Here is a 22,783-nt window from a genome sequence, read left to right as displayed (position 1 = left end):
CAGTATATCGGTGACCACCAATATATTCTGATGGGCAGAATCTGGTGTTATCCACATCCAATCAGGATGGAATTTTAGCACCAGATAAATGCCCGATCCCAGCATGAGAACCACCAGGCAAATGAGCCAGAACTGGAATTTGGTACTATTGAATAATTCTTTAATTCGCTTCACTGCGACTTACTCCTGGAAGGCGGGGTAACAACAAAATCAGACAAACGAAAAGTACTGTGGATTAAACTGGTCAGGATAAGAATTATTTGAAGATCGGATTAATAACGATAAACCACGGCAAAGGGTGTTTTTCCGATACATTCATTAATAGCTGCGGGCTACCCGAACTCCGGGCATTTTCAGCCGCCACAGCAATTGCCAGCCATGAAGACACATGTTCAGTATCTCCCGTGCGAAGATCGATATCACAGTGTTGACCGGCTGAGGAGAATTGTATTGCCGCCTGAGAAAAAATATTTTCTGCTTTATTCGTGGTTCCCATCCCAGAAAACCAGATCTGGCGGATATCTTCCGCACAGGATTTTCCCCATAACAATGCCTGTTGCAATGCGTAGCCCATTCCAAGATCTTGATGGGTCTGTTCCGGTCGATGGAGGTAGGCAATACCTTCCCATGGCTGATGAACATTCCCTTGTAGTAGCAGTGCTACAGCAGCATCGCTTGTACCATCAATCTCTTTTGTCGACAGATTTAACGCAAGCACCAGTAACACTTGTTCGTCTTCATTATTGTCAAGCCAGTTATCAATAAATCCAGGCCCATCACCTTGCGCAAAAACCAGACGCAAAGGCGCGACGATGTTTTTCTCAACCAGGTTTTGTAACGGTGCTAAACGCTCAGGAAAAGTGGCAATATCCAGATTGGTCTGCAATAAAATCGTCAGCTCACTGTTTGCCGGTAATTGATGAAAAGCCGACTGCAACGGTCCATTTAACAAAAGCGCTTTAAGTTGTTTTTCTAAACGCTGTTCCAGCGGATGCGTGATGCTATCAAATCTGGCCTGATGAATAATGGCTTGCGTTGCATTGTTCACTTGTAACGGCAGAGATATTCCATCTGTCATCAGCAATTGAGCTGATATTGATGCCGTTGCAATCGCATGAGGTAAATGAACAACCTGGGCATGTATCACCATACTACGTTGCCCACGCCAGATATCCTGCTCAATATCCTGCTGCCGGGTATCATCCCACCCATCAGCATTAAACACAGGAGCCAGATAAATAACCCAGCGCAGGACAAAAATAACTAACCAGGAAATCATCGCTGCACCAGGAAAACAAAGCCAGAATAACGGGGTTTGGCTCGAGACTCCTGAAGGCCATAGCCAGGCAGTCAGTAGACCGCTGATGGAGATCAGTACGAGTAAAACAATCAACCAACGTTTTACTGAAGGTGCGGGCTGTCGGATAGCCTTTTCAGGGGTGCAATTGAGATCTATCGGCATTATTTACTCGTCGTAGCATTGCCAAGAGAAGAAATTAGCGTACAGCCACACGTGCATTTGTAACCATGAAATGCCACTGCAACACCGTTATCTTTCATCGTTGGATGCCCTTCAGAGATGTAAGAAGGACTATGCCCCTCACGCGGACAGCTAACAGGATCGCCTTTTCGCGCAATGCCAATTCCTTCAAACTTCATCACGGAAGAGCCGGATAAGACCTGCCCTCCGTGAGTTGTTTTATCTCCGATACGAATAATACCTTTCACACTTCCCCCTTTCTCATTATTTGCAACAAACCCAACCCGAAAAAGAAATTACTAGTGCTTAATTTTTATTTCACCTAACAACGATACAAGCAGTATTAAAATAGCCAACCAAGAGTTTGATAATATTTACCCATATCCTAAACAAACATAATTAACCCGAACAATAGAGACCTTATAATTGATTCCGTAACCCCTACATCATTTTCCCTGGCATAACCCTCCACTTTCTCTATTCTGTTAAAAATTATTATTTTTTATCAGGCGCATACAATTTTGTATATGGCACCATCTCCCTAATAAATAATAAAAATAGTCGCTACAATTACATTAAAAAGATGGCAACGTGTTTCGCCCACCAGGATAACTCTTTGAGTTACTTGCCCATCGATAAACTCTGCCGCTTCTTATCCAGCATAGTGTGTGCCTTATCCATTCCCAGCATCCAGCGCCATATTGAGCAAGGATTTTGTGCAGCGCTGATATCCCAGGGGTCGTCGGGGTCTATCTGGCACATTGACTCTACCTCTGCCGTCCAGCGCGGAATTTTACTGGTGTACATGGCAAATACCCGGAATGGCCAGGCGGCGAGATACAGCACCATCAGGAATGGCACCAGAAACACTGGCGCACCATAGGTTGCGCTAAACATCAGATACCAGTAACCAAAAGAGACGCCCTCGCGTCGCCCTTCCACCGGAGGCATTATCTTCAGTACTTCCGCCACGGCCTGCGGACCTTCTTCCATATAACGACGCACAAACTCCCAGTGCGGATATAGCTGCTCTCTGCTGCTGGCGGATACCGCCAGGTGAAGGTTTTCAGAACAGTTTTACGGTCTTCCGCTAATACGTGGCCCCGGATATCGTAATATTTCCGTTTAAATTTGCGCTGAACATAGCATCCTGTAGTAAAAAAATCTCATTCCAGCGCACGCTATAAACCTCACCATCAACGCTGAATACATGCACTAGCTGATGTTTACGGTCAAAACGTACCGGGTAATGTGTCCAGCGAAAACACTCGACTCGCATCAATTTAAGCATTCCCCATGCAAGTAGAAATGAAATAATCACCATAATTACCCCAAAGCTCCAAAAGAATGTATCACGTGCTCTTCCGGTCATAAGATCCTGAAACATCGTCAGAGAATAGCCACATCCCCCCCCCCAGGAAAAAAGCAAAAAAAAAACATCAGGGTTGGAACAGTAAGAAAACTCTTAACAGAATAATATTTATCGACAATTTCAGCATAATTAGAACTTAGATGAACAACAGCAACATCATCCATTACTCGCCGCCCCTGAAGGTCTATTTCTTCATTCTGAAGTAGTTGATACTTCCGCTCATCATCTACGAGTTCAATATCAGGAAAACGATACTTAATATAACTTATCATTAATCCATCATAATCCATATCACACACCTACCTGTATTATTCAGGAAAACTTCATCCTATTTACTGTAGCGTAAATCCAGCTTTGCTTTTATACACTCATAGGCCATCTTTTGGCGGGCATAGCGTGCTTCATAGACATCCCGTTTTTCATTAGCCAGCACATAGCGCCACAGGTGTTTCGGGTTGTTCGCTGCGCTGACATCAATGGGGTCATCGTGCTCAGACTGGCAGGAATCCAGCACCTCCTGAGGCCACTGCGGTATTTTACTGGTGCGCATGGCGATATAGCGAGAAAAGCTGGCGAGAAGATCCAGTGGAAACATCACCGGCAGAAAGATCCATTCCAGACGGGAGTTCATTTTCATCAGATACTGCAACCCGAAAATATACCCTTCCCTCTTTTTTTCTACCGGAGGGCATAGCGTGACAAGCTCCGAAAGCTCCTGTACGCAATCTTCTTCCATATAGCAACGGATAAACTCCCAGTACTCACCCAGCAACTTTTTGCCTGCCGTTAAAGAAACCGCCAGGCTAAAGGTGTCAATCACCGTTTCCCCATCTTCTGCAAGAATATGTCCGTCGATACCCCATTCACTGGTTCTTCCCAGAGACTTAGCCGGGGTAAATAAAATATCCTTCCAGGGTACACTGAGTATTTCTCCGCTGACTTTATAGACATATACCATCTGATTTCTTCGGTTAAATCGAATCGGGTAATGAGTTTTCCTGAACCATTCTTTATTAATAAGCTTGGCAATAAAAAAAGCGAAAACAATAAATACAAATGTCGCTATAGACTCAACAAACGCACTTCCAAGTCCATCACCTGATAAAATATTGTAAACAGAACACCCCCCCCAAAACACACCAATCAGCAAAATAAAAAAAACAGGAAATAACATTGATCCTGCAACACCTATACCGGAATAATATTTACAAACAGTTTCCAGACAGTTCGAATTCATCCTGATAACAGAACTCTCGTTATTGATGGTATTGACTCTACGTCGCTTCCCCTGATAAAAGCGTTCATCTCTTTCTTTTTCCGTTAAAGGACGGTTTAATTTATAGGGAGTATATAGCCCCGTATAATTCATCATGCCGTAGCTCCTTCTTGCTGCATCAATTTATTAAAGGAATCCATTTCTGCTGTCTCCGGCATAATCGCTGGTATGTCTGTATCATTAACCGGGATTTGGCGCCACCACATGGCCGCCAGCCACTTTTGTATCTCATCCTTCTCTTTTGATGCCAAGAAGATCGCCGCTCCAAAGACAAGAGCCAGGCACACAATTATCCCCAGAGGACCCAAAGTCAGCCATCCCATCGCCGTAACCCAGAGAATACCTCCTCCAATAGCAGAGACAAAATACGCCACACCCATACTGTAATTATGCTTTAAGAATAACTCATCGGCTGCATAGACTAGATCGTAAACCACAGCCACAATCCCTGCAGCAGCACCAATCCGCATCACTCCACGTAATGCAGTTGAAATAAATCGTTCCACCCCACTCCCAAACTGTATCCGGACAATACCCCGTAACCGAATCAACCTGAAATTTCGCCAGACATTATTCAGCACTTCCGCCGAAGCACCGATGGAGGAGACGATATTGGCAACAAATTTACTCCCTCCTTCAAAGCCTTCAGGTAAGCCGCTGCCAATAACTGCATTCCACTGCAGCGCCATCGACAGCGTGCATCCGGCAAAGGGGATTGAAGTAGTGGCATCGCTTGCCAGCCTGTGGGTGGACATCCCTTTGGCGATAGAAAGCTTATCCCGCCAGTATTTTGGAAAAACCGACTCATTGATTTCTTCAACCGAGTGAATTGTTCTGGCTGCCGCCTGAGCCCGGCCCTCCAGCGGCGATGAGGCCAGCTGCTTTGCTTCATCAGCATCGATCATCACGATAAAACGGCTTTGCTGCTGCCCCTCCACCGCCGACCCTGAAATTTTCATTCGCCGCATCTCGATATCGATATAATGGCGCAAACGATCTTTGGCAACCCGGCCTTCCTGATCCGTCAACCCGGCCAGTTGTTCCAAAACGGCTTTGACAAAATACTTTCGTTCACCGGTCAGGCTCACTGTTTTCAGAGCATGTCCGGTAGAAGAGGCCAGCGCAATCAGCGCAGGCATCAGAATGCCATCAACCGATTTACGCGTTACAGCCAGTAGGACGCTGCTGATGGTACTGAGATAAGTTTCCATCACCAGGTGAATCCCTTCCTTCATATAGCCTGTAATATCTTTAAAGCCATCCGCAAGTTTATCCCAGGGCAGATCGTCGTAACGGCTGACTGACAGAGCACTGTTGACTTGCTGTGCCCAGGCCGTGTTATTCATTACCGTAGCACGCAGCAATATGTTGGTTGCTGTTATCGACGGTTGTGCTAACTGCTCAGAGAGATACTCAGATGCCCCTTTTTTATCCTGCATGCCGCTCACGCAGTCCTGTACGGCCTGAATAAACACGCCGCCGCTTGCAGTATCCCGCGGATCGAAATTGTGATTCAGGTAATCCAGCAAACACTGGCTTTTAAGCCACCCCAGATACATGACCACCATCGGCGACACGACCCTATGATCATACGCCTCCAGCGCTTTTTTAAAACCCGCCAGAAAGGCATTCTGTTTAGCGCGATCGATGTATTTTTCGTAAGGAGACCAGCGCTCCGCCACCGTGGATGCTAATACCTGATCATTGAGTGTATGCAGGCTGTCTGCCTGTGACGGTTGGGACGGGATCATAATGCCACCGGTTGTTTCCCATCCGTAGCGTACCTGATTCTCTGTTCTTTCATTCTGATCCAGCAGGTCGCGTTCGAACTGGGTACACATGGCATCATGGAGCCCTGAAAGGGCCGAGGAGAGCGCCAGGCCGCGTACATACTTCGCGTTGTTACTGAAATTTCTATCCAGCCGCCAGTTGCATAACGAGGAAATCTCCTGCGTTACCGCGACCGGATCATCAAGTACAATGATCCCACCTTTCCCCGGTGATAAAGACTCTGCCGCCATGATCATATTGGTTCCCTCAAGCGCATGCGCTTTCTTCCAGTACAGAGGGGTCCATTGTTTGATGTCACATCGATCCGCGCTGGCGCAATATTCCGCAACCGTCCCCGATAGCCCGGTAATATTCGTTACGTTTTCCGCACTGCCACTGTTAACCCATCTATCCAGATCAAAACGCTGCATGTACTGAGCTCGATACCCGGCGTCTTCGTGCTTTTTGCGAACAGCCTCCGTCCACTCCACTTCGCTCCAGGCAAACCAGTACACGCCGTTTTTATAGGGTGGCGGTAAAAGTGGCAAAGTGATCAATGATGCAGCGGCCAGTTCAGCAGGTTCAGTAATGCAGGGCCTTGTTTTCCCACTAGCCACCGCAGGGGGAACACTGCCTTCTTCAGGCAAGGGATAATAATAGCCTTCCTGGGTGGTGAAATAATTTATCCAGCTTCCTGCTTGTTCATTCCAGATATAGAGAAATCCTTCACGCAGAAGCCGGGTTGTGTAAGCTGTTTCCCCCTGAGCAGCCACTGTTGGAGCAGTGAACGAAGATGGAAAATCTGGAACATTATCTTCGATGCCTTTAACCCCCGCACGAACAGGCAATAGCGCAAGACCGCTACGACGACAGAAATTACAACCCTTGCTCTGGCTCATAATGATTATCCCTTATTGATCTTTTTTGCTGTTTCTTCCATAACAAGCTGCCACTTTTCCTGATCCCAGCTTCGGGTAATCTGCCGATACATTCCCGGAGTATTCCTGCTGTCTTCTAACAGGACGGTGATAAATTTGGAGTAATAGAAGTCTTTGCCATACTGAATGCCATCACAGGCAAATTTACACAGATCGGTAGGATCGCTAAGCCAGCCTTCACCGACCGTGAGTAACTGGAAAATATCCCGGCTTTGCTGCTGCCGCTGAAGCATATCTTCAGCAGGGGAAATACGTGCTAGTACATCATTAATCAGTCCAATTTTCTGAATACATGCAAACCATTGATTCTTGTCCTGTATCGCTGGTTCTGGAACCGTATTTTCACTAAAAGAAAGCGTGTGCCATTGCCAGTTAATACAGAATGTCCAGTCAGTGAGGTCATGAGCATTTAATAAATTGGACAAACTCCATGCATCCATAATCCAGCTAAGATGAAAGAGCACTCGCGGATCGTAATATCGCAGAATATGCTTTTGACGCTGCTGATCGTTGATAAATAATGAATTCATCAGATGATGTCTGACGACGGCTTCTGGTTGATCACTTTTAAGCAACAGAAAGTATGAAGGTTGTACAGTCTCATACGACTGCCGGAATCGGCTTTCCACCCAGTCCCATTCCGCTGACGACAAGGAGTTTAGTGATAGCAACCATGGGTACAGATGAGCCTGAGCGGTAGTCAGCGGAGTAACCAATTCAATGAGCGGTAAAGTATCAAGGACATTACTCACACGCATCCGATCAATGACCAAATATTGATGTTCCGTTAGTGTCAAAGCTTCATCCCGAAAAAGTCTTGTTATCATGGCTAAATTCTCAACTCATTGGGACAGTTGCGCTGCCCTGTACAGCAGCATCCGTTGCAGCATTTTCACAGGCAGTAAACCCTGGATAGGTTGCATTCAGTTTTGCCGCCCCTGCATAATCAAAGTTGGCGCTCTTTACCTTGAAATCACCGCTCGTTCCATTTTCTATCTTTCCGGCATCCAGCGTGATATATGAGCCACCGCATTGCAGCGTGATTTTCTTTTTCGCGGTGATCAGTATTTCATCATCCGTACTGGTGATGGTGATCCCTTTTTTAGCGGTAATTTCAGCGGCATCGGTTTGTGCCTGAATAACGACTTTTCCTGTTGCTGCCACCAGTTTCATACCCAGCTCGTGCACAAATAATGTCATGCCACGTTTTGCTGCCAGTGCCATACGCTTGAGAGATGAGATCTCCGTATTACCACCTGCCGTTAATATCTGATTCTGGTTAGCGCTAAGCTGAATTTGTTGTGGGGTAGAAAGCGCAATCCCGCCCGGCGCGCCTGCAACGATAACGGGTTGTTGTAGAGAGTCGACACTCTGTTTTAAAAAGCCCTGCTGAGTGCTTTTGTCCAGTGGTTCCAGTTTTGCTGTTTGCATCAATTCGGACAGTGAGTCCACAAGCGCCAGCGCATCCGAGAGTTGCTGCTTAATCTCATCCATACTGAGTTGCTGAGCCATCGCTTTAGGTTGCCCCTGTGATGTCAGCAATAAGCCTTTGCCACCACGTACAGCAACCCAATCGTCAGTACGGAGTTCCGCACCCTCACCGCGCTGTTGTTTTTCGCTGTCGACAAGGTGCCCGAGATTGAGCTGGCTCTTGCCGCCGTACTCCGTGCTGACTTTGATATGCTCTTTGCCGCGCTCATCATCGAGGCGGATTTTGTTGTTCGCCGGCGTGCGCAGGACGTTACGTTTGTAGTTGCGGATGGTGACGTGGTCGCCGTGAGCCGAGTCGTGCAGCACGCCGGAAATGTACGGCCTGTCCGGGTTACCGTCCTCAAAGCCAATCGCCACTTCGGTGCCCGCCAGCAGCGGCAGGTGCAGACCGTAGGTGTCCCCGGCATACGGGCGGGACTGACGCACCCACAGGCTCTCAAACCCGGTCTCCCAGTTGTCACGGTCAAACAGCATATTGACGCGGTAGCGACCGTCTTTATCAATATGCCCGTAGGTGTCATTTTCGGTGGTACTGGTGACGCGGGCCGGTAAGGTCCCGGCCATCACCGGGCGTGAGCCAGGTTCAGGACGGAAGCCAAAATCCGAGCTGTCCGGGATACCGTCAAACCTGACGCCGAAGTCCTCGTCTCGCCGCGCATGGCTGTGCATCGCCGTCACCACCACACCCTGACTGAACACCTCTGCCACTTCATACCCGCCGGTGACTTTCAGTACCTGCCCCGGGGAAAGCGTCGGACAACTGGTGACAGCCCGGGTCTGCGTCTGGGCATTCAGGTAACGCTCATGACGAATGCGGGCATAAAACGCCCCGGTCTCCGGGGACGGATTGCGGTCGTATGTGCTGCCCGGCGTCAGGTAGTTGTCAGCATAGTGATACGCATCACCGTAGGTGGTGGTGTCCCCGCGGGTCGCATCGACCTGCGTGTTCATGTCTTCTGTGGCCTGGCGGTAGTTGTAGTCGCGGGTACTGACCTGTTTTTGCACCACGTGGTGATGGCTCTCCATTCCCCACACCGAGTCCACGCCTTCTGAATGCTGGCCTGACGGCGGGACCGATGGCAGCGTCAGGCCTTTCTCGTACCCCTGCTGGCTGTCGTAAAACTCCACCACGTCGATGTTCAGGCGCGTGTCGGTGGTAAAGCGGAACCAGATGCCGACCTCACCCAGCAGACGGGTGATAAAGTGCAGGTCGTCCTCACCGTACTGCATGACCTGTTCCCGGCGCGGGTACTCTCTGGTCAGTGTGAACAGGAAATCCTGGCCGCGCATGTTGTGGCGCTCACGCAGAATTTTTTCCACAATTTGCGGGACAGACATATCCTGGTAAATGGCGTTCTGGCGAGAACGTTCGAGCAGCGCCAGGCGCGGCTGAAGCGTCAGGGCGTAATGGGTTTCATCTTTAGAGGTGCTGAGACGTTCAAAGCCGCTCACCACCCCCTGAATGACGCGCACCGGCTGCTGTATTTTAATACCGTAGCCCTGGTCAACCGGCGCCTGCAGCGTCAGTGAACCGGCCTTCATCAGCATCATCTCTTTGCTGATGGCATGGTCTGCACTGGTGAATTCAATACGGTAGCGGAACGGCGTGCTCAGGGCTTCATCGCCTTCAAACGCCAGTACATCGGGTTCTGACTCACAGCCTTTTACTGACAGCAGATGGTGGTTATGGCTGAATCTTATCGGGAGATTACTGCTCATGCGCTCACTCCTTGTGTGCGGTCAAACTCCAGCCCAATCCCCTCTTCTTCACTCCAGGTAAGGCGTAATGACTGCGGTTTTTGTTTTGCGGCCATGTGGGTCAGCAACTGCTGGCTCAGCACCGGTAAAATCTGCTGGTTAAGCAGGCTGTCGACATTACGAGCCCCAGTATCCGGCAACAGGCAAGCAGCGGTCAACGCATCGTACAAATTCTCGTCGATATGCGTGTTCAAGCCATAGTGCCGCTTCAGACGCTGACTGACCTGGCCGAGTTTCATCTCGACAATGGTGCGCATCGCAATCTCACTCAGCGGTCGGTAAATCACTGTCTGGAAACGCGCCAACAAGGCAGGCTGGAAGTGGTCGCGCAGAACAGGACGCAGCAGTTCCTGTACATCGCTTTCAGTCGCACCCGGTTGCTCATCCAGCAACTGCATCAGAGGGTCACTGCCGAGGTTCGACGTCATCAGAATAACCGTGTTACGGAAGTCGATTTCACGCCCTTCGCCGTCGCGCATAAAACCGCGGTCGAAAACCTGATAGAACAGGTTCATCACATCACGGTGGGCTTTTTCCACCTCATCGAGCAACACCACGCTGTACGGGCGCTTACGCACCGCTTCGGTCAGAATACCGCCCTGCCCGTAGCCGACGTAACCCGGAGGCGAACCCTTCAACTGGGAAACTGTGTGCGGCTCCTGGTATTCCGACAGGTTGATGGTAATAAGGGATTTTTCGCCGCCGTACAGCACATCTGCGAGCGCCAGTGCGGTCTCAGTTTTGCCGACGCCGCTCGGGCCGACCAACAGGAATACACCCTGCGGGCCGTTCTCAGACGTCAGGCCGGTTTTGGCCGCACGCAGACGCTGAGCGATGGCAGTGAGGGAAAGATCCTGTCCTACGACGCGGCTGCCGATTTCATTTTCGAGCGTCAGCAGTTCAGCCTGTTCGTCTTTCATCAGGGAAGACAATGGCACGCCCGTCCAGTCCGCAATCACGTTGGCGACCGTGCGGGTGTCGACATCCACCTGCACCAGCACATCCCCCTGCTGTTCCTGCTCCAGTTGCTGTTGAAGCGCAAGCATTTCAGCCTGATTGCTGATGTCCTGACGACTGACTAATAACTGTTGCGCCAGCGTTTGTTCTTTGCTGAAGCGGCTTTCCTGCTCCTGAAGTCGGTTTTCCAGTTCCGTACGCTGCTGCTCTATAACACTCAGACGATCGCCATGCCGGTTGCAACCGGCCGCAATATCCTCCAGCAGCGCCTGCTCTTCAAATTCCAGCGCCGTCAGACGGGCTTTCAGGCGCACAATGGCTTCAGGGACTGTATCAAGGCTCATGCGCACGCGAGCGGCTGCCGTGTCCAGCAGGTCAACCGCTTTGTCCGGCAACTGACGTCCCGTCAGATAGCGACGCGACAGCGTGACGGCGGCTCGGACCGCGTCGTCGGTAATGTGTACGTTATGGTGTTCTGCATAGCGGGATTTCAGGCCACGCAGCATCAGACACGCAGTGTCGTCGTCCGGCTCATCGACTTTCACCATCTGGAAGCGGCGCTCCAGTGCCGCATCACGCTCAAAGTACTGCTTGTATTCGCTCCAGGTGGTGGCGGCAATAGTACGCAACTCACCACGCGCCAGAGCCGGTTTCAGCAGGTTGGCTGCATCAGCGCCACCGGCCTGATTACCGGCCCCGATGATGGTGTGCGCTTCGTCAATAAACAGCAGAATAGGCACCGGTGACTGCTGTACGGCATCGATGACGTTTTTAAGACGCTGTTCAAATTCCCCCTTCACGCCCGCCCCCGCCTGCAACAGACCAAGGTCGAGGGTCCGCAGGATAACCGGTTTGAGCGATGTCGGCACATTCCCTTCGGCAATGCGCAGCGCCAGGCCTTCCACCAGCGCGGTTTTACCGACACCCGGGTCACCGACCAGGATCGGGTTGTTCTTACGACGACGCGAGAGAATATCCACCATCTGGCGAATTTCCGTATCACGGCCAAACACCGGATCGATTTTGCCTTCCTTCGCTTTGGCGGTGACATCGAGGGTGAATTTGTCCAGCGCGTTCTGCAAGGCCGGATTGAGTTCGCCTTCTTTCAGATCTGCCCCAACCGGGCGACCAGCAAATTCCACCTCGCCGCCGTGACTCTGCGCCAGTTCGGCTTCAAGCTGCACGTCCGGACGTTCGTCTGATTGTGCATCCAGCAGCGGACGCAGACGTTCCATCTGGCTTTGCCCCAGCGTCAGCAGCGGCCACAGACCATCGCAACGAACCAGTTTGGGTTTATCAACCAGCGCCATCAACAAATGGATGCTGCGAATGTGCTCTTCCCCGGCCAGTGATGCCAGCAGCCAGGCTTCCTGCAGCAGTGTCTGGATACTTGCCGAGAGTTGCGGGCGGCTACGTACCGAACGGGGCTGTTTCTCCAGCCAGCCGAGCAAATCCTGCCATAGCGCATCCATATCCCATTCGTAACGGCGCGCCAGTACGGTGAGGTCGCCTTCGCCCTGCTCCAGCAGCTTCAGCAGCCAGTGCTCCGGCAGAATTTCTGCATGGGCGCGGATCTGACAGAGCGACGCCGCCCCTTCCATCGCACGGGCACAGTAAGGGTTCAGACGTCGCAGCAGGATGGCTGGATTTTCCATGACTCTCTCTCTTTGTCGGTTCCTGGACACGCTACCGCCCCTCGCTGTTTCCCGTTAAGGGGACCAAAGCGCATACGGTCGGCTGGCAGATTGTGGGTTCTTTGCTGAAAGCCCGCTCGTTGCAGACATTCAGCAAAGAAGAAAAAGCGGGCAGAATGGGCTGCCCGTCAGGCTGTTACTCTAAATAGTTCGTGCCGTAGCAAGGCGGCAAGCGAGTGCAGCCCCGGGAGCTTACATAAGTAAGTGACCGGGGTGCATGAACACCGCCAACGCCGCTACAGCGCGAAATATGACGAGTAACTTACGCGGTGGCGCGCTCATTCCATGAATCGGAATGAATGATGTTGCCGTCTTTGTAGGTCCAGGTGATTTTCTCGTAACGCAACTCAATGGCTTCGAGGTGGTTGTGCTTCTCGTAAGAAGGATCCTTGATGTCGTGCATCACCGGATTCACTTTCACCACTTTCACGTTTTCAAGTTTGGTGTTGAAGTACTCCACTTCCTGGCCCGCGTCGTTGATCTTGTACCACTTGAATTCCGCAGATTTCAGGGTCTGGCCAGTAGTCACCGCTTTGTACAGGTACGGGCTGGAGGAGTCGATTTCCTTGGTAAACAAGAACGGCGTGTGAATACGGGTGCCAGTCAGCTTGCCGGTATTGTTGTCGGTCGGGATATACAGGTTATGCTCCTGTGCCACCACTTCGATGCTGCCTTCACGATCCTGAACGTCCACAGACCCTTTGATGTCCGCGCCGCCGTCGTCCTTCAGCCAAAGATAAACAGGAATTGCCATGGAATTACTCTCCATTTAATTGTGATGCGCCATCATCCTGCGATGGCGCCGGGTGTTTGCCTGGTATCCGGCAGGCATTGGCCTGCGGGACCAGACTGATTTCGACACGGCGGTTGAGCGTGCGCCCTTCCGGCGTGTCATTAGTTGCGACAGGACGGCTTGCGCCATAACCCTGGACCGCAAAACAGCTTTCCGGCACGTCACCGGTGTCACGCATCCAGTCGCGTACCGCTTCGGCACGTTTCTGTGAAAGCGTCTGGTTCAGTTGTGGGTTGCCGGTATTGTCAGTGTGTCCGGCGACGACGATCAGCCAGCCCGGTTTGGCTTTGATGCCCACCAGGGAGTTAATCAGCATTTTGGTGGAGCCTGCCTTCAGTACGAACTTGCCGGAGTCGAACAGCGACATACTGTCGAGGCGCACAATTTTCGGTGCAGGTTTTGGCTTCGGCTGAGGTTTGGGCGGCGGCGGCGGAACGTAAGAGCGGATAGCATCCAGCACCGTAAGGCGCAGGCGTTCACCCTGATACAACCCCAGCCCCATCCGGGCCGGTACACCATTACGAGTCCAGTCATCCAGTTGTGCGGCATCCTCACGCAGAACCGCGACGGCGTCGGCTTTCAGACCGTAATCATCCATCGGGATACGGTAATAACGAGCAATATCGAAGCTCACGCGGTGCAGCAATTGACGATTGTTCCAGCCGCTGCTGAGCAGCGCCGCGATGGTGGCCAGGGTAAAGATCCCGAGCGCACAGCGCCAGGTTCGCCCCCGCGGGGTTAAGCCCCGTCCTTCCGGCAACAAAGGCAGAACGAAATCCGGAAACGGCGCTATCACCGTACTGTCAGTTCCTACCGGTTGCCAGCCAGCCACATGCTGCATAGCGGTGTGACGGGACAACCACGCGGTCCACGACGAAGACGCCAGGCTACCAGCAAGAATAGGTCCCATCCCCCACAGCACCGCCGTGGGCGCAATGGCCGGAACATCAGGATTCTCATCCATAAAAACCGCTTTGACATGCTGATGAAACCAGCTCATCAGGCTGTTCATCAGCACTTGCTGTTGCATCGCAGGTGCTCCGCCAGTGGTGACCCACGCGGCAATCGAACAGGGCGCGGTAGATTCACGCCAGACCCTCACGCCTTCGCCAGGGATCGCCGCTTGCCAGAGCATGTCACTTGTCATCGCACTGCCGACCTGACCATTCAGAACCAGTGGCACAGAATGCCCGGTCTCCTTACGCAACTGGCTTATTTGCCAACGCAGAGCCAGCAGACGACTGGTCAACGCTTCGCTGTCAGCGTGTTTCTGCGGACAGACACTGACCATCACCGACAACTGTCGGCCCCAGTCCGGTCGCAGCCAAAGTACCTGGCGGGCAACCTGCTCCAGATCCTGAAAATCCTCTACACGGATCCAGCAGCCCTGCGTGACAGTCAGCACCTGTGAAAGATGCGGCCAGGTCAGCGGCAGATCGCCACAGACCAGTACGACAGGCTGGTGGTATGTGGCTTCCGGGAGGTCATCCAGGCGCAGCGTAATATCGTGTTCAGCACGACGGCTCGCGACGTACCAGAGTGCGGCAATAAGCCCCAGAGCAGCCAGCAAAACGAGAACAGAAACCAGCCGGGAAACGGGCAGAAAGCTCAGGCTGACCACCGTACTTAGCAGAGCGGCCCACAACGCAAGTCCACGCTGTTGTGCAGGACTCATTTCACGGCTCCCGGCAACAGCGTCAGAAGCATCTGATCGAGCCAGTGACTCAGCCCCCACCACAAGGCCGCGACCACAATCACACTCAGGCCAATACGCACAGGCCACGACGACAACCAGTCGCCTATCCCTGACCCGGAACGACTTTCCGCCAGAACAGGATGGTTTTGTGGATAGCTGAAGGGCCTGACATGCTCATTGAGTGCGCTGACGAGTTTCTGGCGCTCAGGATCATTTAATGAGCGGAAACTGCCGAGGAATCCCAGCATCATTATTCGCTGGAAGCAGGTCACAACGACATGCTCGGGTGCCGTTTCGCGCAGCACATCGCGCATCCGGTCACATAAAGTGTCACCGGCATCCATCGTGCCCAAAAAATGTCCCTGCAGGGGAATGTCATACCACTGCACGCAGGCGTCGTCGTCTACACCGCGACCTTTGACTGCTTCATCAAGCAGCGCACACTGCGCGGTGAGAATATGCTGGCAACTGATCTCATCGAGTTCGCTCGCTTTTAGCTCACGCTGCACTCGCTCGACATCGGCGATACAACGCTCCCACAGCTTACGCCCTTCCCCATCCTGGAATTTTGGGCCGTGACGCAGGCTGATCACCTGCAGCCAGGTGTCCTGTAACAGGGCATCAATATCAATGGACGCGGCGGTGCCGCGTTTACGCTCACTCATGTTCTCAGTACCGCAAAGAGTTCAAGTTCAGGCTCGCCGAGCATCCCCGGAACGTAAAACATACAGGTGCCGCTCTGGAGCATTTCTGTGGCCAGAGGATGAGAGACATCAAGGCTGAAATACTGGTTTTCCAGGCGCAACGGAATGGCAGCCGGGACATGGCGCAACGGCATCAGTGGAACCCCCACCCGGGAAGAGTTAACAATGCTCCGGACATGATCCGGGCTGCCCACTTTGCACTGGCGTGGGAACTGCTCCTGCAATTGCGCCACCGGCATCGGTGAGCGCACGGAGAGGTAGTAATCAGCCCCTTCGCGCAGACGTGGATCATGCAGACGGGCCTGCCAGAAGTGGAGACGTGCGTCATAGTCCAGCTCAAGCGAGACCACCCGCGATGGCAGACTGGCTTCAAGCAGATCGCCCAGTAAGTCAAACAGCGGCGGGAAAACGGTATTCAGTTGTTCATGCTGCCAGACCGGAATGGCACTCACCTGATGTTCCAGCGAGAACGTCAGCAAGCTACCCGCCAGACGAGCGAGTTCCGGATACAGACGTTCAGGCGGACTTTGCGGATTGCGCTGAAACTGTCCCAGCACAGGCTCTGCACTGTTCAGGGCATTGAGCAGCCAGAACAGGGACACATCGGCCACCGCAAAATCAGCCATCCGCTCGTTACTTTCACGACGCATGGCCATCAGGCGGCTCAGACGAGCACGCAGTTGCATCATCAGTTGTTCCAGTTGTGTCACCAGCCAGCGGCTGCCCTGAATGGTCAGCAGCGGAGGAAGAAACGTCTCATCAAGTTCCCAGGTCCCCTGAGAGTCCTGCTGCAGACGAGCGACCGGACAGGTCAGGTAATCGCTGTTGTTCTGATGAGCAAACCTCAGCGTCAGTTCCGGTTGCATTACGGCGATCTGCCGTGTGTCTTCCCCAAAAGTGTTGCGGATATCCCGCCAGCGCTGGCGAAAACGTACCGGGCGCTCAGCCACTTCATCGGGTTTCAGGCAATTGCCGCCGTTCGCCCGCAGCAGCGGGAGTGCCAACTCCACCACCACGTCATGCGATTCGCTCTCAAGCGACAGCGCCGGAGGCAGGGCGTCAGCATTGTCTGTATCGATAAGCGTTCCGTCCGGGAAACGGATGTGCAGATGACGTGCCTGCAGGCGACCCAGCTTCAGCGCATCCGGTTCAAAAGTGGCATTAATCATTCCCCAGGGATGAGCCAGGCCCAGGCGGGCGATGCATTCCACTGACCAGGCCGCATACGCGGCCTGTTGCTGGAAGTGTTGGGGAGAGACCATCTGGCCCCTGCCCCATAACGGTTGTTCCGTTTTCATCGGCTTCCTGCCTTAGGTTACGATTTCGCCTTCGGCATCTGGGAAACCAGTGACAGGTTGACGTCCATACCTTCCACCTGGAAGTGTGGGATGGCGTACAGCTTCACGCGGAAGAAGCCCGGGTTATCTTCGATATCCTCAACCACAACTTTGGCATCACGCAGTGGATGTGACGCCTGCAGTTCGTCACCCGGATCGGTCATCTCAGTGACCAGGCTACGTACCCAGGTGTTGAGTTCCAGCTCCAGCAGACGACGGTCCTTGGTGGTACCGATATTTTCTCGCTGGATCAACTTCAGGTAGTGGGCAATACGTGACAACAGGAAGATATAGGGCAGGCGCGCATTGATGCGGCTGTTTGCCGTCGCATCTGCGGTATCGTACAGCGCCGGTTTCTGAGTCGAGTTTGCGCTGAAGAAACACGCATAATCGCGGTTCTTGTAGTAGCTGAGAGGAATGAATCCCAGGTTGGCGAATTCAAATTCGCGGGTTTCCGGAATCATCACCTCACTCGGGATTTTCACCTGATTACCGGTACCGAGATCGTACAGATGGATTGGCAGATCCTGAACCGCACCACCGGCCTGCGGGCCACGGATCTGTACGCACCATCCGTTGTTGATGAAACTGCGCACCATATTGGCGGCAAAAGCAAAGGAGGCGTTGGTCCACAGGTATTTGTTGTGATCCGGGCCTTTAACTTCTTCTACGTAGTTGAAGCTACGTACCGGTACAGTATCCGGGCCATAAGGCAGACGTCCCAGTACACGCGGCATCACCAGTCCGATATAACGTGAGTCATCAGTATCGCGGAAAGATTTCCATTTGATGTACTCAGCGCGGTCAAAGTAGTTGCCGATATCTTTAATCGCCGCGACTTCCTCCATCGAGTCTTTAAGGAAGAATTTCGGGCCAGCGGAGCCGATAAACGGCATATGCGCAGCAGCGGACACTTTTGAAATATTACGCAGTAATGCGATGTCCTGCGCGGATGCATCAAACTCATAGGCAGAAATCAGTGCTGCAATTGGTTCTCCGCCGGGAGTGTCATACTCATCGATGTAGGTATGTTTATACAGTCCACTCTGAATAATTTCCGGGCTGTCTTCAAAGTCCTGCCGCAGATCCTCTTTGGACATATCCAGCAACTCAATTTTCACGTTCCTGCGAAAATCGGTTTTATCCACCAGCGACTTTAATCCCCGCCAGGTACTTTCCGTTCGCTGAAACTCTTCATGGTGCATCACCGCATCCAACTGGCGGCTAATCTGGTAATCCAGTTCTGCAATATGGTGGTCGATCAGATTCTTGTCTAATTTCTCGACTTTTGAACCTGATTTTGTCAGACACTCCAGAAATACCTGCATCCCGGCAGTCAGACGTTCATCAGCAGTGGCATCGGACATCGCCTGCGAATCTTGCCAGATATCCAACGCGCTCAATTCTGAGACCGGATTCAGATTTATTTTTTCAAACAGAGACGCATAAACCCCACCGGCTAAAGGGCGTTCCAGTACAACGCTTTCGCCACCAGCAGTCTTTTCATTTTGTACAGACATGAGCATTCCTTGGTTAATCCGTTATTTCTTTGTGATGGTTACGGCTGTTTTGGTGCCAGGGATGAGAGTTCGCTGCGCAGTTCTGCGCTTAACGCTGGGTCCAGCAGAATTTTTTCCAGCTCCTTTCGGAAGGTCTGGTTATCCAGCAGATTGGCTTTTAAATCACGAAGCAAATTACGCATAGAAAGCATTGCCTTCAGCTGTGGAATTTGTCTGGCAACCTGTTCCGGGGTGAAATCTTTCATACTCTGGAACGTCAGTTTAATATTGTCCTCGCTACCGTCATCGGCAAGCGTATTTTTAACGGTAAGATTCACTTTTGGGGAATATTCGGAAAGAATAGCGTCGAAATTATTTTTAGTAACATTCACTTTTTCGCGCTCGGATAATGGCGCAGACTCCTGACCATTACTGAAATCACCCGTAACCAGTAATTTCAACGGCAACTCAGTTTTCTTGCTCGCCCCACCGGTATGCAGATCAAGTTTTAAATTGATACGTGCCTTAGGCACCTCACTCTGAAAGCTGTCAGCCATAAGTTCATCCCTCTTTATATTGCTGTGTAGTATTTGTCGTACATGTCATTTTCATACGCATAATAGAGCAATATATGATCTTTGATCAAATTTACAGATCGAAGATCTATTTCCTAGTAAAAAATAAGAATTTTCTGCTGATTGTTAATAGATAATTACACTGCAAACCAGGATATTCTGCCTGCGGATTGCTTCAGCGCTGGTAACATATTCCGAGGGAGTGAAAAACAATGGAATTTTTACAATGAAGAGAATAAATAATGATTAAAATCAATGAAAATAAAAGCAATGTATATTTTTTATGAAAAAATTTTTCCACTAAACAACAGAAAGTGTAAGGGCAACCGTTAATAAACAATAAATGACGTGGCGTAAAACTCAGGCCATAAAAGCAATCAATACCACAACCGCCAACAATCAAAATTCATAATGTTCTACCCGTCACTAACTCATAAAACGAAGCCACAATAGCAATCAGAAAATGCATCCGGAGTGCTGTAACTTCTGTTATTAAAACGGGTATCTATCGCCTCAGCGCGACGAAGTTCAACGGCTGGGGCGATTAAAGGGTGAAAATCAGTGGGTAATAAAAACGGGGCTTTATCGGCAAGGGAGATTATCTTCCCCCTTGCCGGTATATACAGACTCAATATCGAGAGTCCCCGCCAGGCCTTACGTTTAAGACTTCAACGGTTATGCAGAAGAATAAAAGCATTATCATTCTGGATTAACGGATGGGATGCCCTTTCTTTGAAGGCATGTATGCAATACGCTTCAACCCCTCTAGCGCTTTTTCGAGATATGCGCGTGGACACCCCAGGTTCAGGCGGATAAAACCGTTGCCGGCCGACCCAAAGCCATTGCCCATAGACGGTGCAATGCCTGCAACATCAACCATTACCCATTTGAGCTGTTCATCATCCAGTCCCAGTTCTTTGCAATCTATCCACAGCAGATAAGTACCCTGGGCGGGGACAATTCGTGCCCATGGGAGATATTCATTAACCTGTGTAACAAACCATCGGCGATTTTCTGCCAGATAACCCAGTAACTCGTCCAGCCAGCGAGCACCATGTTGCCAGGCTGCAGTACTCGCCTCGATAGAAAGCGCATTGAAAACATCCAGTCCATGAGCATCCAGACGGCGTATAAATTGTTCGCGTAATCCCTGGGCCGGGATGAGAAAGTTTGCTATGCGTAAAGTTGATAAACCAAACGTCTTACTGGCGGAAGTTGCAGATATCACTCGCGAATGCCAGCGTTCTCCCAGATGTAAAACCGAGGTGAATCGTTCCCCAGGAAGTAACAGATCGGCCCATATTTCATCCGAGAGTAACGTGACATTATAGGTCTCACACAACTGGAGTAGTTGCTCCAGTTCCTGGGCAGACCAACAACGCCCGGTAGGGTTATGAGGATTACACAAAATCATCAATGGAGGGCGTTCAGTACGAAATAACATTTCCAGGTGAATGAGATCCATTTTGTAACCCGTTTCCGCATCCTCATGTAACGGATTCTCCAGTAACCGCCTGCCATTTAGAGATATTATTTTGGAAAATGAACCATAATAAGGCCCCTGAACCACCACCCCTTCCCCAGGATGACTCAGCATTTGCACCAGTAAAGATAACCCAGGAACCACGCCTTCAATACTGCAGATCCATTCTTGCTGCAGCTTCAGTTGGTGCCGTGTCGAGAACCATGAAATGAGGGAATCATAGTACGTTTGCGGGCGTTCACTGTAACCGAAAATACCATGTTCAATTCTTTGGGATAAAGCATGCTGAACAGCTTCCGGGCAGGTAAAGTCAAAATCAGAAACCCACATCGGCAACAGTTCATTTGTATCCTCGCCAAAATAGCGCGCAATAAAATCCCATTTCAGCGAGCCTGTATTGTGGCGATCGATAATCTTATTAAAATCCATTATTGTCCCTTCCTATTCTGCAGCCACAGTCGTCTTCTCTTTTCCAGGCATGGGAGATAGCCTGGCAATACCGATTCCAGTGAAGCCATAAATCAAAGCAAAAAAGATGGCTGAATAACACTGCACAGCCCAGGGCAGCAATTCCAGCGTACTGACACCTAATGTAGTGGCCATATATACCCCTGCAGATGTCCATGGCAACAGAGGCTCAATGACGGTTCCTGCGTCTTCAATTGTCCTTGAAAGGTTTTTGGTATCCAGCCCCATGCGCCGGTAGGCATCTTTGAACAGTTCAGCGGGAACCAGAAGCGCCAGTTTGCCGTCGCTGGTTGCCCCTGTAACCAGAATAGTGGTTGCTATGGTCGCGGCGATCAGTTGACCAACACTATGAATAATCGTCAGTAATCGGTTGATAATGATGTTGAGCGCCCCCGTCAGTGTTAAGGCACCGGCAAAAGAAAAGGCACAAAAGACAAGAAGGATAGTGCTCATCATTGAGAACATGCCACCACGATTCAGTAGGCGTGGGACATCAGCAACGATCCCTTCAGCTCCGGTCGGGAACATCTCGATTTTGAATCCATCAATAAAGGCATCCAGTCCTTGCTTGATGCTCAGTCCCTGCATCATCACACCCAGAATCAGAGCCAGCACGCATGCGCTCAGCATCAAAGGAATAACAGGTTTCTTGCGAATCGCCCCGTATAAAACAATGACAGGTGGCAAAATCAGAACAATATTAAAGTGATATAAAGTCTCAAGGGAGTTCACGATATCGGTGACGCGCTGTGGCGTAGCGACCTCACCGAGCATACTGCTATGGCCGGCAATCAGATAAACCACAGCGGCAAGCAGGAAACAAGGGATAGTTGTCCACAACAGATGCTGAATATGTTCGAACAGAGTCGTATCAGCGACAATCGCAGCAAAGTTGGTGGAATCAGACAGAGGCGATATTTTATCGCCAAAGTAAGCACCAGAAACAACAGCTCCTGCCGCTGCGGCAAGAGACACATCCAGTCCCGCAGCTACGCCCATGAGCGCAACCCCCACCGTTCCTGCTGAACCCCATGATGTTCCGGTACATACGGACACCACACTGGTCAAAAAGAATGCGGCGATCAGAATGTATTCAGGGCTTATTAATTTAAGTCCCCAGTACACCATATAGGGTATGGTTCCACTGAACATCCATGTTCCGATTAGCCCGCCAACGCAGATCAAAATCATGATGACCGGCATCGCTTTAGCGAGTTTATCAACCACCGAACTGATGATGTCTTCCCAGGTATAGCCCTGCCACCATGCAATACCTGCGGCTACAGCAGCAGAACAGAGCAGCAGGGGTTCAATGCGTAATCCCATGATGCCGTAACCAATGATCAGCAATAGCAGCATGGCTGCAATGGGTATCAGCGCTAAACCAAATGAGAGTGTTTTTTTCTGATTTTGAGAGGCATTCATAAATGGATCTCCTGTCTGTAAGGTCGCTCAAGAGTAGAGGAGCCCCCTTTTCCCTGATGTGATCGTC

The 22,783-nt window shown here is 51.1% G+C and carries 17 protein-coding genes; all 17 read right to left on the bottom strand.

Annotated elements, in window-relative coordinates:
* Positions 1–256: 256 nt before the first annotated feature.
* Complete coding sequence (locus OGY01_RS21140; protein ID WP_502873418.1) at positions 257–1,462, bottom strand: KPHS_23130 family T6SS system protein; 1,206 nt, start codon at positions 1,460–1,462, stop codon at positions 257–259.
* Positions 1,462–1,728, bottom strand: coding sequence for a PAAR domain-containing protein (locus OGY01_RS21135; protein WP_048221700.1), 267 nt, complete (start codon positions 1,726–1,728; stop codon positions 1,462–1,464). The genes OGY01_RS21140 and OGY01_RS21135 overlap by 1 nt, the downstream gene beginning before the upstream one ends.
* Positions 1,729–2,101: 373 nt before the next feature.
* On the bottom strand, positions 2,102–2,536 hold the full coding sequence (locus tag OGY01_RS21130; RefSeq protein ID WP_331456588.1) for a DUF6708 domain-containing protein: 435 nt from the start codon (positions 2,534–2,536) through the stop codon (positions 2,102–2,104).
* A gap of 333 nt (positions 2,537–2,869) precedes the next feature.
* A complete protein-coding gene (locus OGY01_RS21125) occupies positions 2,870–3,142 on the bottom strand; it encodes a hypothetical protein (protein WP_286493641.1) in 273 nt (90 codons plus the stop codon).
* A 38-nt stretch (positions 3,143–3,180) separates the two neighbouring features.
* Complete coding sequence (locus tag OGY01_RS21120; RefSeq protein ID WP_286493640.1) at positions 3,181–4,224, bottom strand: DUF6708 domain-containing protein; 1,044 nt, start codon at positions 4,222–4,224, stop codon at positions 3,181–3,183.
* The gene (locus OGY01_RS21115) at positions 4,221–6,797 is read right to left on the bottom strand and encodes a T6SS effector BTH_I2691 family protein (protein ID WP_286493639.1); all 2,577 of its coding nucleotides are present in this window, start codon (positions 6,795–6,797) and stop codon (positions 4,221–4,223) included. The genes OGY01_RS21120 and OGY01_RS21115 overlap by 4 nt, the downstream gene beginning before the upstream one ends.
* Before the next feature lie 5 nt (positions 6,798–6,802).
* Positions 6,803–7,663 (bottom strand): DUF4123 domain-containing protein, encoded by an 861-nt coding sequence (locus tag OGY01_RS21110; RefSeq protein ID WP_082138882.1) that lies wholly within the window; start codon positions 7,661–7,663, stop codon positions 6,803–6,805.
* Between the two features lie 10 nt (positions 7,664–7,673).
* Complete coding sequence (locus tag OGY01_RS21105) at positions 7,674–10,046, bottom strand: type VI secretion system Vgr family protein (protein WP_286493638.1); 2,373 nt, start codon at positions 10,044–10,046, stop codon at positions 7,674–7,676.
* A complete protein-coding gene (gene tssH, locus OGY01_RS21100; RefSeq protein ID WP_045441441.1) occupies positions 10,043–12,697 on the bottom strand; it encodes a type VI secretion system ATPase TssH in 2,655 nt (884 codons plus the stop codon). Before tssH ends, OGY01_RS21105 begins: the two co-directional genes overlap by 4 nt.
* Positions 12,698–12,998: 301 nt before the next feature.
* Positions 12,999–13,490: a type VI secretion system effector Hcp gene (gene hcp, locus OGY01_RS21095; protein WP_045441440.1), complete on the bottom strand. Its 492-nt coding sequence runs from the start codon at positions 13,488–13,490 to the stop codon at positions 12,999–13,001.
* 4 nt (positions 13,491–13,494) lie between these two features.
* On the bottom strand, positions 13,495–15,204 hold the full coding sequence (locus tag OGY01_RS21090; RefSeq protein WP_286493637.1) for an OmpA family protein: 1,710 nt from the start codon (positions 15,202–15,204) through the stop codon (positions 13,495–13,497).
* On the bottom strand, positions 15,201–15,890 hold the full coding sequence (gene tssL / locus OGY01_RS21085) for a type VI secretion system protein TssL, short form (protein ID WP_200012021.1): 690 nt from the start codon (positions 15,888–15,890) through the stop codon (positions 15,201–15,203). Before tssL ends, OGY01_RS21090 begins: the two co-directional genes overlap by 4 nt.
* Positions 15,887–17,227 carry a type VI secretion system baseplate subunit TssK gene (gene tssK, locus OGY01_RS21080; protein WP_045441435.1) on the bottom strand — a complete coding sequence of 447 codons (1,341 nt, stop codon included), beginning with the start codon at positions 17,225–17,227 and terminating at the stop codon, positions 15,887–15,889. Before tssK ends, tssL begins: the two co-directional genes overlap by 4 nt.
* Positions 17,228–17,244: 17 nt before the next feature.
* Positions 17,245–18,792, bottom strand: a complete 1,548-nt coding sequence (tssC, locus tag OGY01_RS21075) for a type VI secretion system contractile sheath large subunit (protein ID WP_045441434.1) — start codon at positions 18,790–18,792, stop codon at positions 17,245–17,247.
* A gap of 32 nt (positions 18,793–18,824) precedes the next feature.
* On the bottom strand, positions 18,825–19,322 hold the full coding sequence (gene tssB, locus OGY01_RS21070) for a type VI secretion system contractile sheath small subunit (RefSeq protein WP_045441433.1): 498 nt from the start codon (positions 19,320–19,322) through the stop codon (positions 18,825–18,827).
* Positions 19,323–20,049: 727 nt separating this feature from the next.
* Entirely contained in the window at positions 20,050–21,252 is a 1,203-nt protein-coding gene (locus OGY01_RS21065; RefSeq protein WP_286493636.1) for a MalY/PatB family protein, read from the bottom strand.
* Positions 21,253–21,264: 12 nt separating this feature from the next.
* On the bottom strand, positions 21,265–22,716 hold the full coding sequence (gene nhaC, locus OGY01_RS21060) for a Na+/H+ antiporter NhaC (RefSeq protein WP_200012023.1): 1,452 nt from the start codon (positions 22,714–22,716) through the stop codon (positions 21,265–21,267).
* Positions 22,717–22,783 lie beyond the last annotated feature (67 nt).

The organism is Citrobacter sp. Cm038, from assembly GCF_030333105.1.
Classification (GTDB): Bacteria; Pseudomonadota; Gammaproteobacteria; order Enterobacterales; family Enterobacteriaceae; genus Citrobacter; species Citrobacter murliniae.
Note: the sequence above shows the minus strand (reverse complement) of the source record. Positions and strands in the feature narration are given on the sequence as shown.

Coding starts and splice junctions, on each gene's coding strand:
- OGY01_RS21140 (WP_502873418.1), bottom strand. CDS start 1,462: ATGCCGATAGATCTCAATTGCACCCCTGAAAAGGCTATCCGACAGCCC.
- OGY01_RS21125 (WP_286493641.1), bottom strand. CDS start 3,142: ATGGATTATGATGGATTAATGATAAGTTATATTAAGTATCGTTTTCCT.
- OGY01_RS21120 (WP_286493640.1), bottom strand. CDS start 4,224: ATGATGAATTATACGGGGCTATATACTCCCTATAAATTAAACCGTCCT.
- OGY01_RS21115 (WP_286493639.1), bottom strand. CDS start 6,797: ATGAGCCAGAGCAAGGGTTGTAATTTCTGTCGTCGTAGCGGTCTTGCG.
- OGY01_RS21110 (WP_082138882.1), bottom strand. CDS start 7,663: ATGATAACAAGACTTTTTCGGGATGAAGCTTTGACACTAACGGAACAT.
- OGY01_RS21105 (WP_286493638.1), bottom strand. CDS start 10,046: ATGAGCAGTAATCTCCCGATAAGATTCAGCCATAACCACCATCTGCTG.
- tssH (WP_045441441.1), bottom strand. CDS start 12,697: ATGGAAAATCCAGCCATCCTGCTGCGACGTCTGAACCCTTACTGTGCC.
- hcp (WP_045441440.1), bottom strand. CDS start 13,490: ATGGCAATTCCTGTTTATCTTTGGCTGAAGGACGACGGCGGCGCGGAC.
- OGY01_RS21090 (WP_286493637.1), bottom strand. CDS start 15,204: ATGAGTCCTGCACAACAGCGTGGACTTGCGTTGTGGGCCGCTCTGCTA.
- tssL (WP_200012021.1), bottom strand. CDS start 15,890: ATGAGTGAGCGTAAACGCGGCACCGCCGCGTCCATTGATATTGATGCC.
- tssK (WP_045441435.1), bottom strand. CDS start 17,227: ATGAAAACGGAACAACCGTTATGGGGCAGGGGCCAGATGGTCTCTCCC.
- tssC (WP_045441434.1), bottom strand. CDS start 18,792: ATGCTCATGTCTGTACAAAATGAAAAGACTGCTGGTGGCGAAAGCGTT.
- tssB (WP_045441433.1), bottom strand. CDS start 19,322: ATGGCTGACAGCTTTCAGAGTGAGGTGCCTAAGGCACGTATCAATTTA.
- OGY01_RS21065 (WP_286493636.1), bottom strand. CDS start 21,252: ATGGATTTTAATAAGATTATCGATCGCCACAATACAGGCTCGCTGAAA.
- nhaC (WP_200012023.1), bottom strand. CDS start 22,716: ATGAATGCCTCTCAAAATCAGAAAAAAACACTCTCATTTGGTTTAGCG.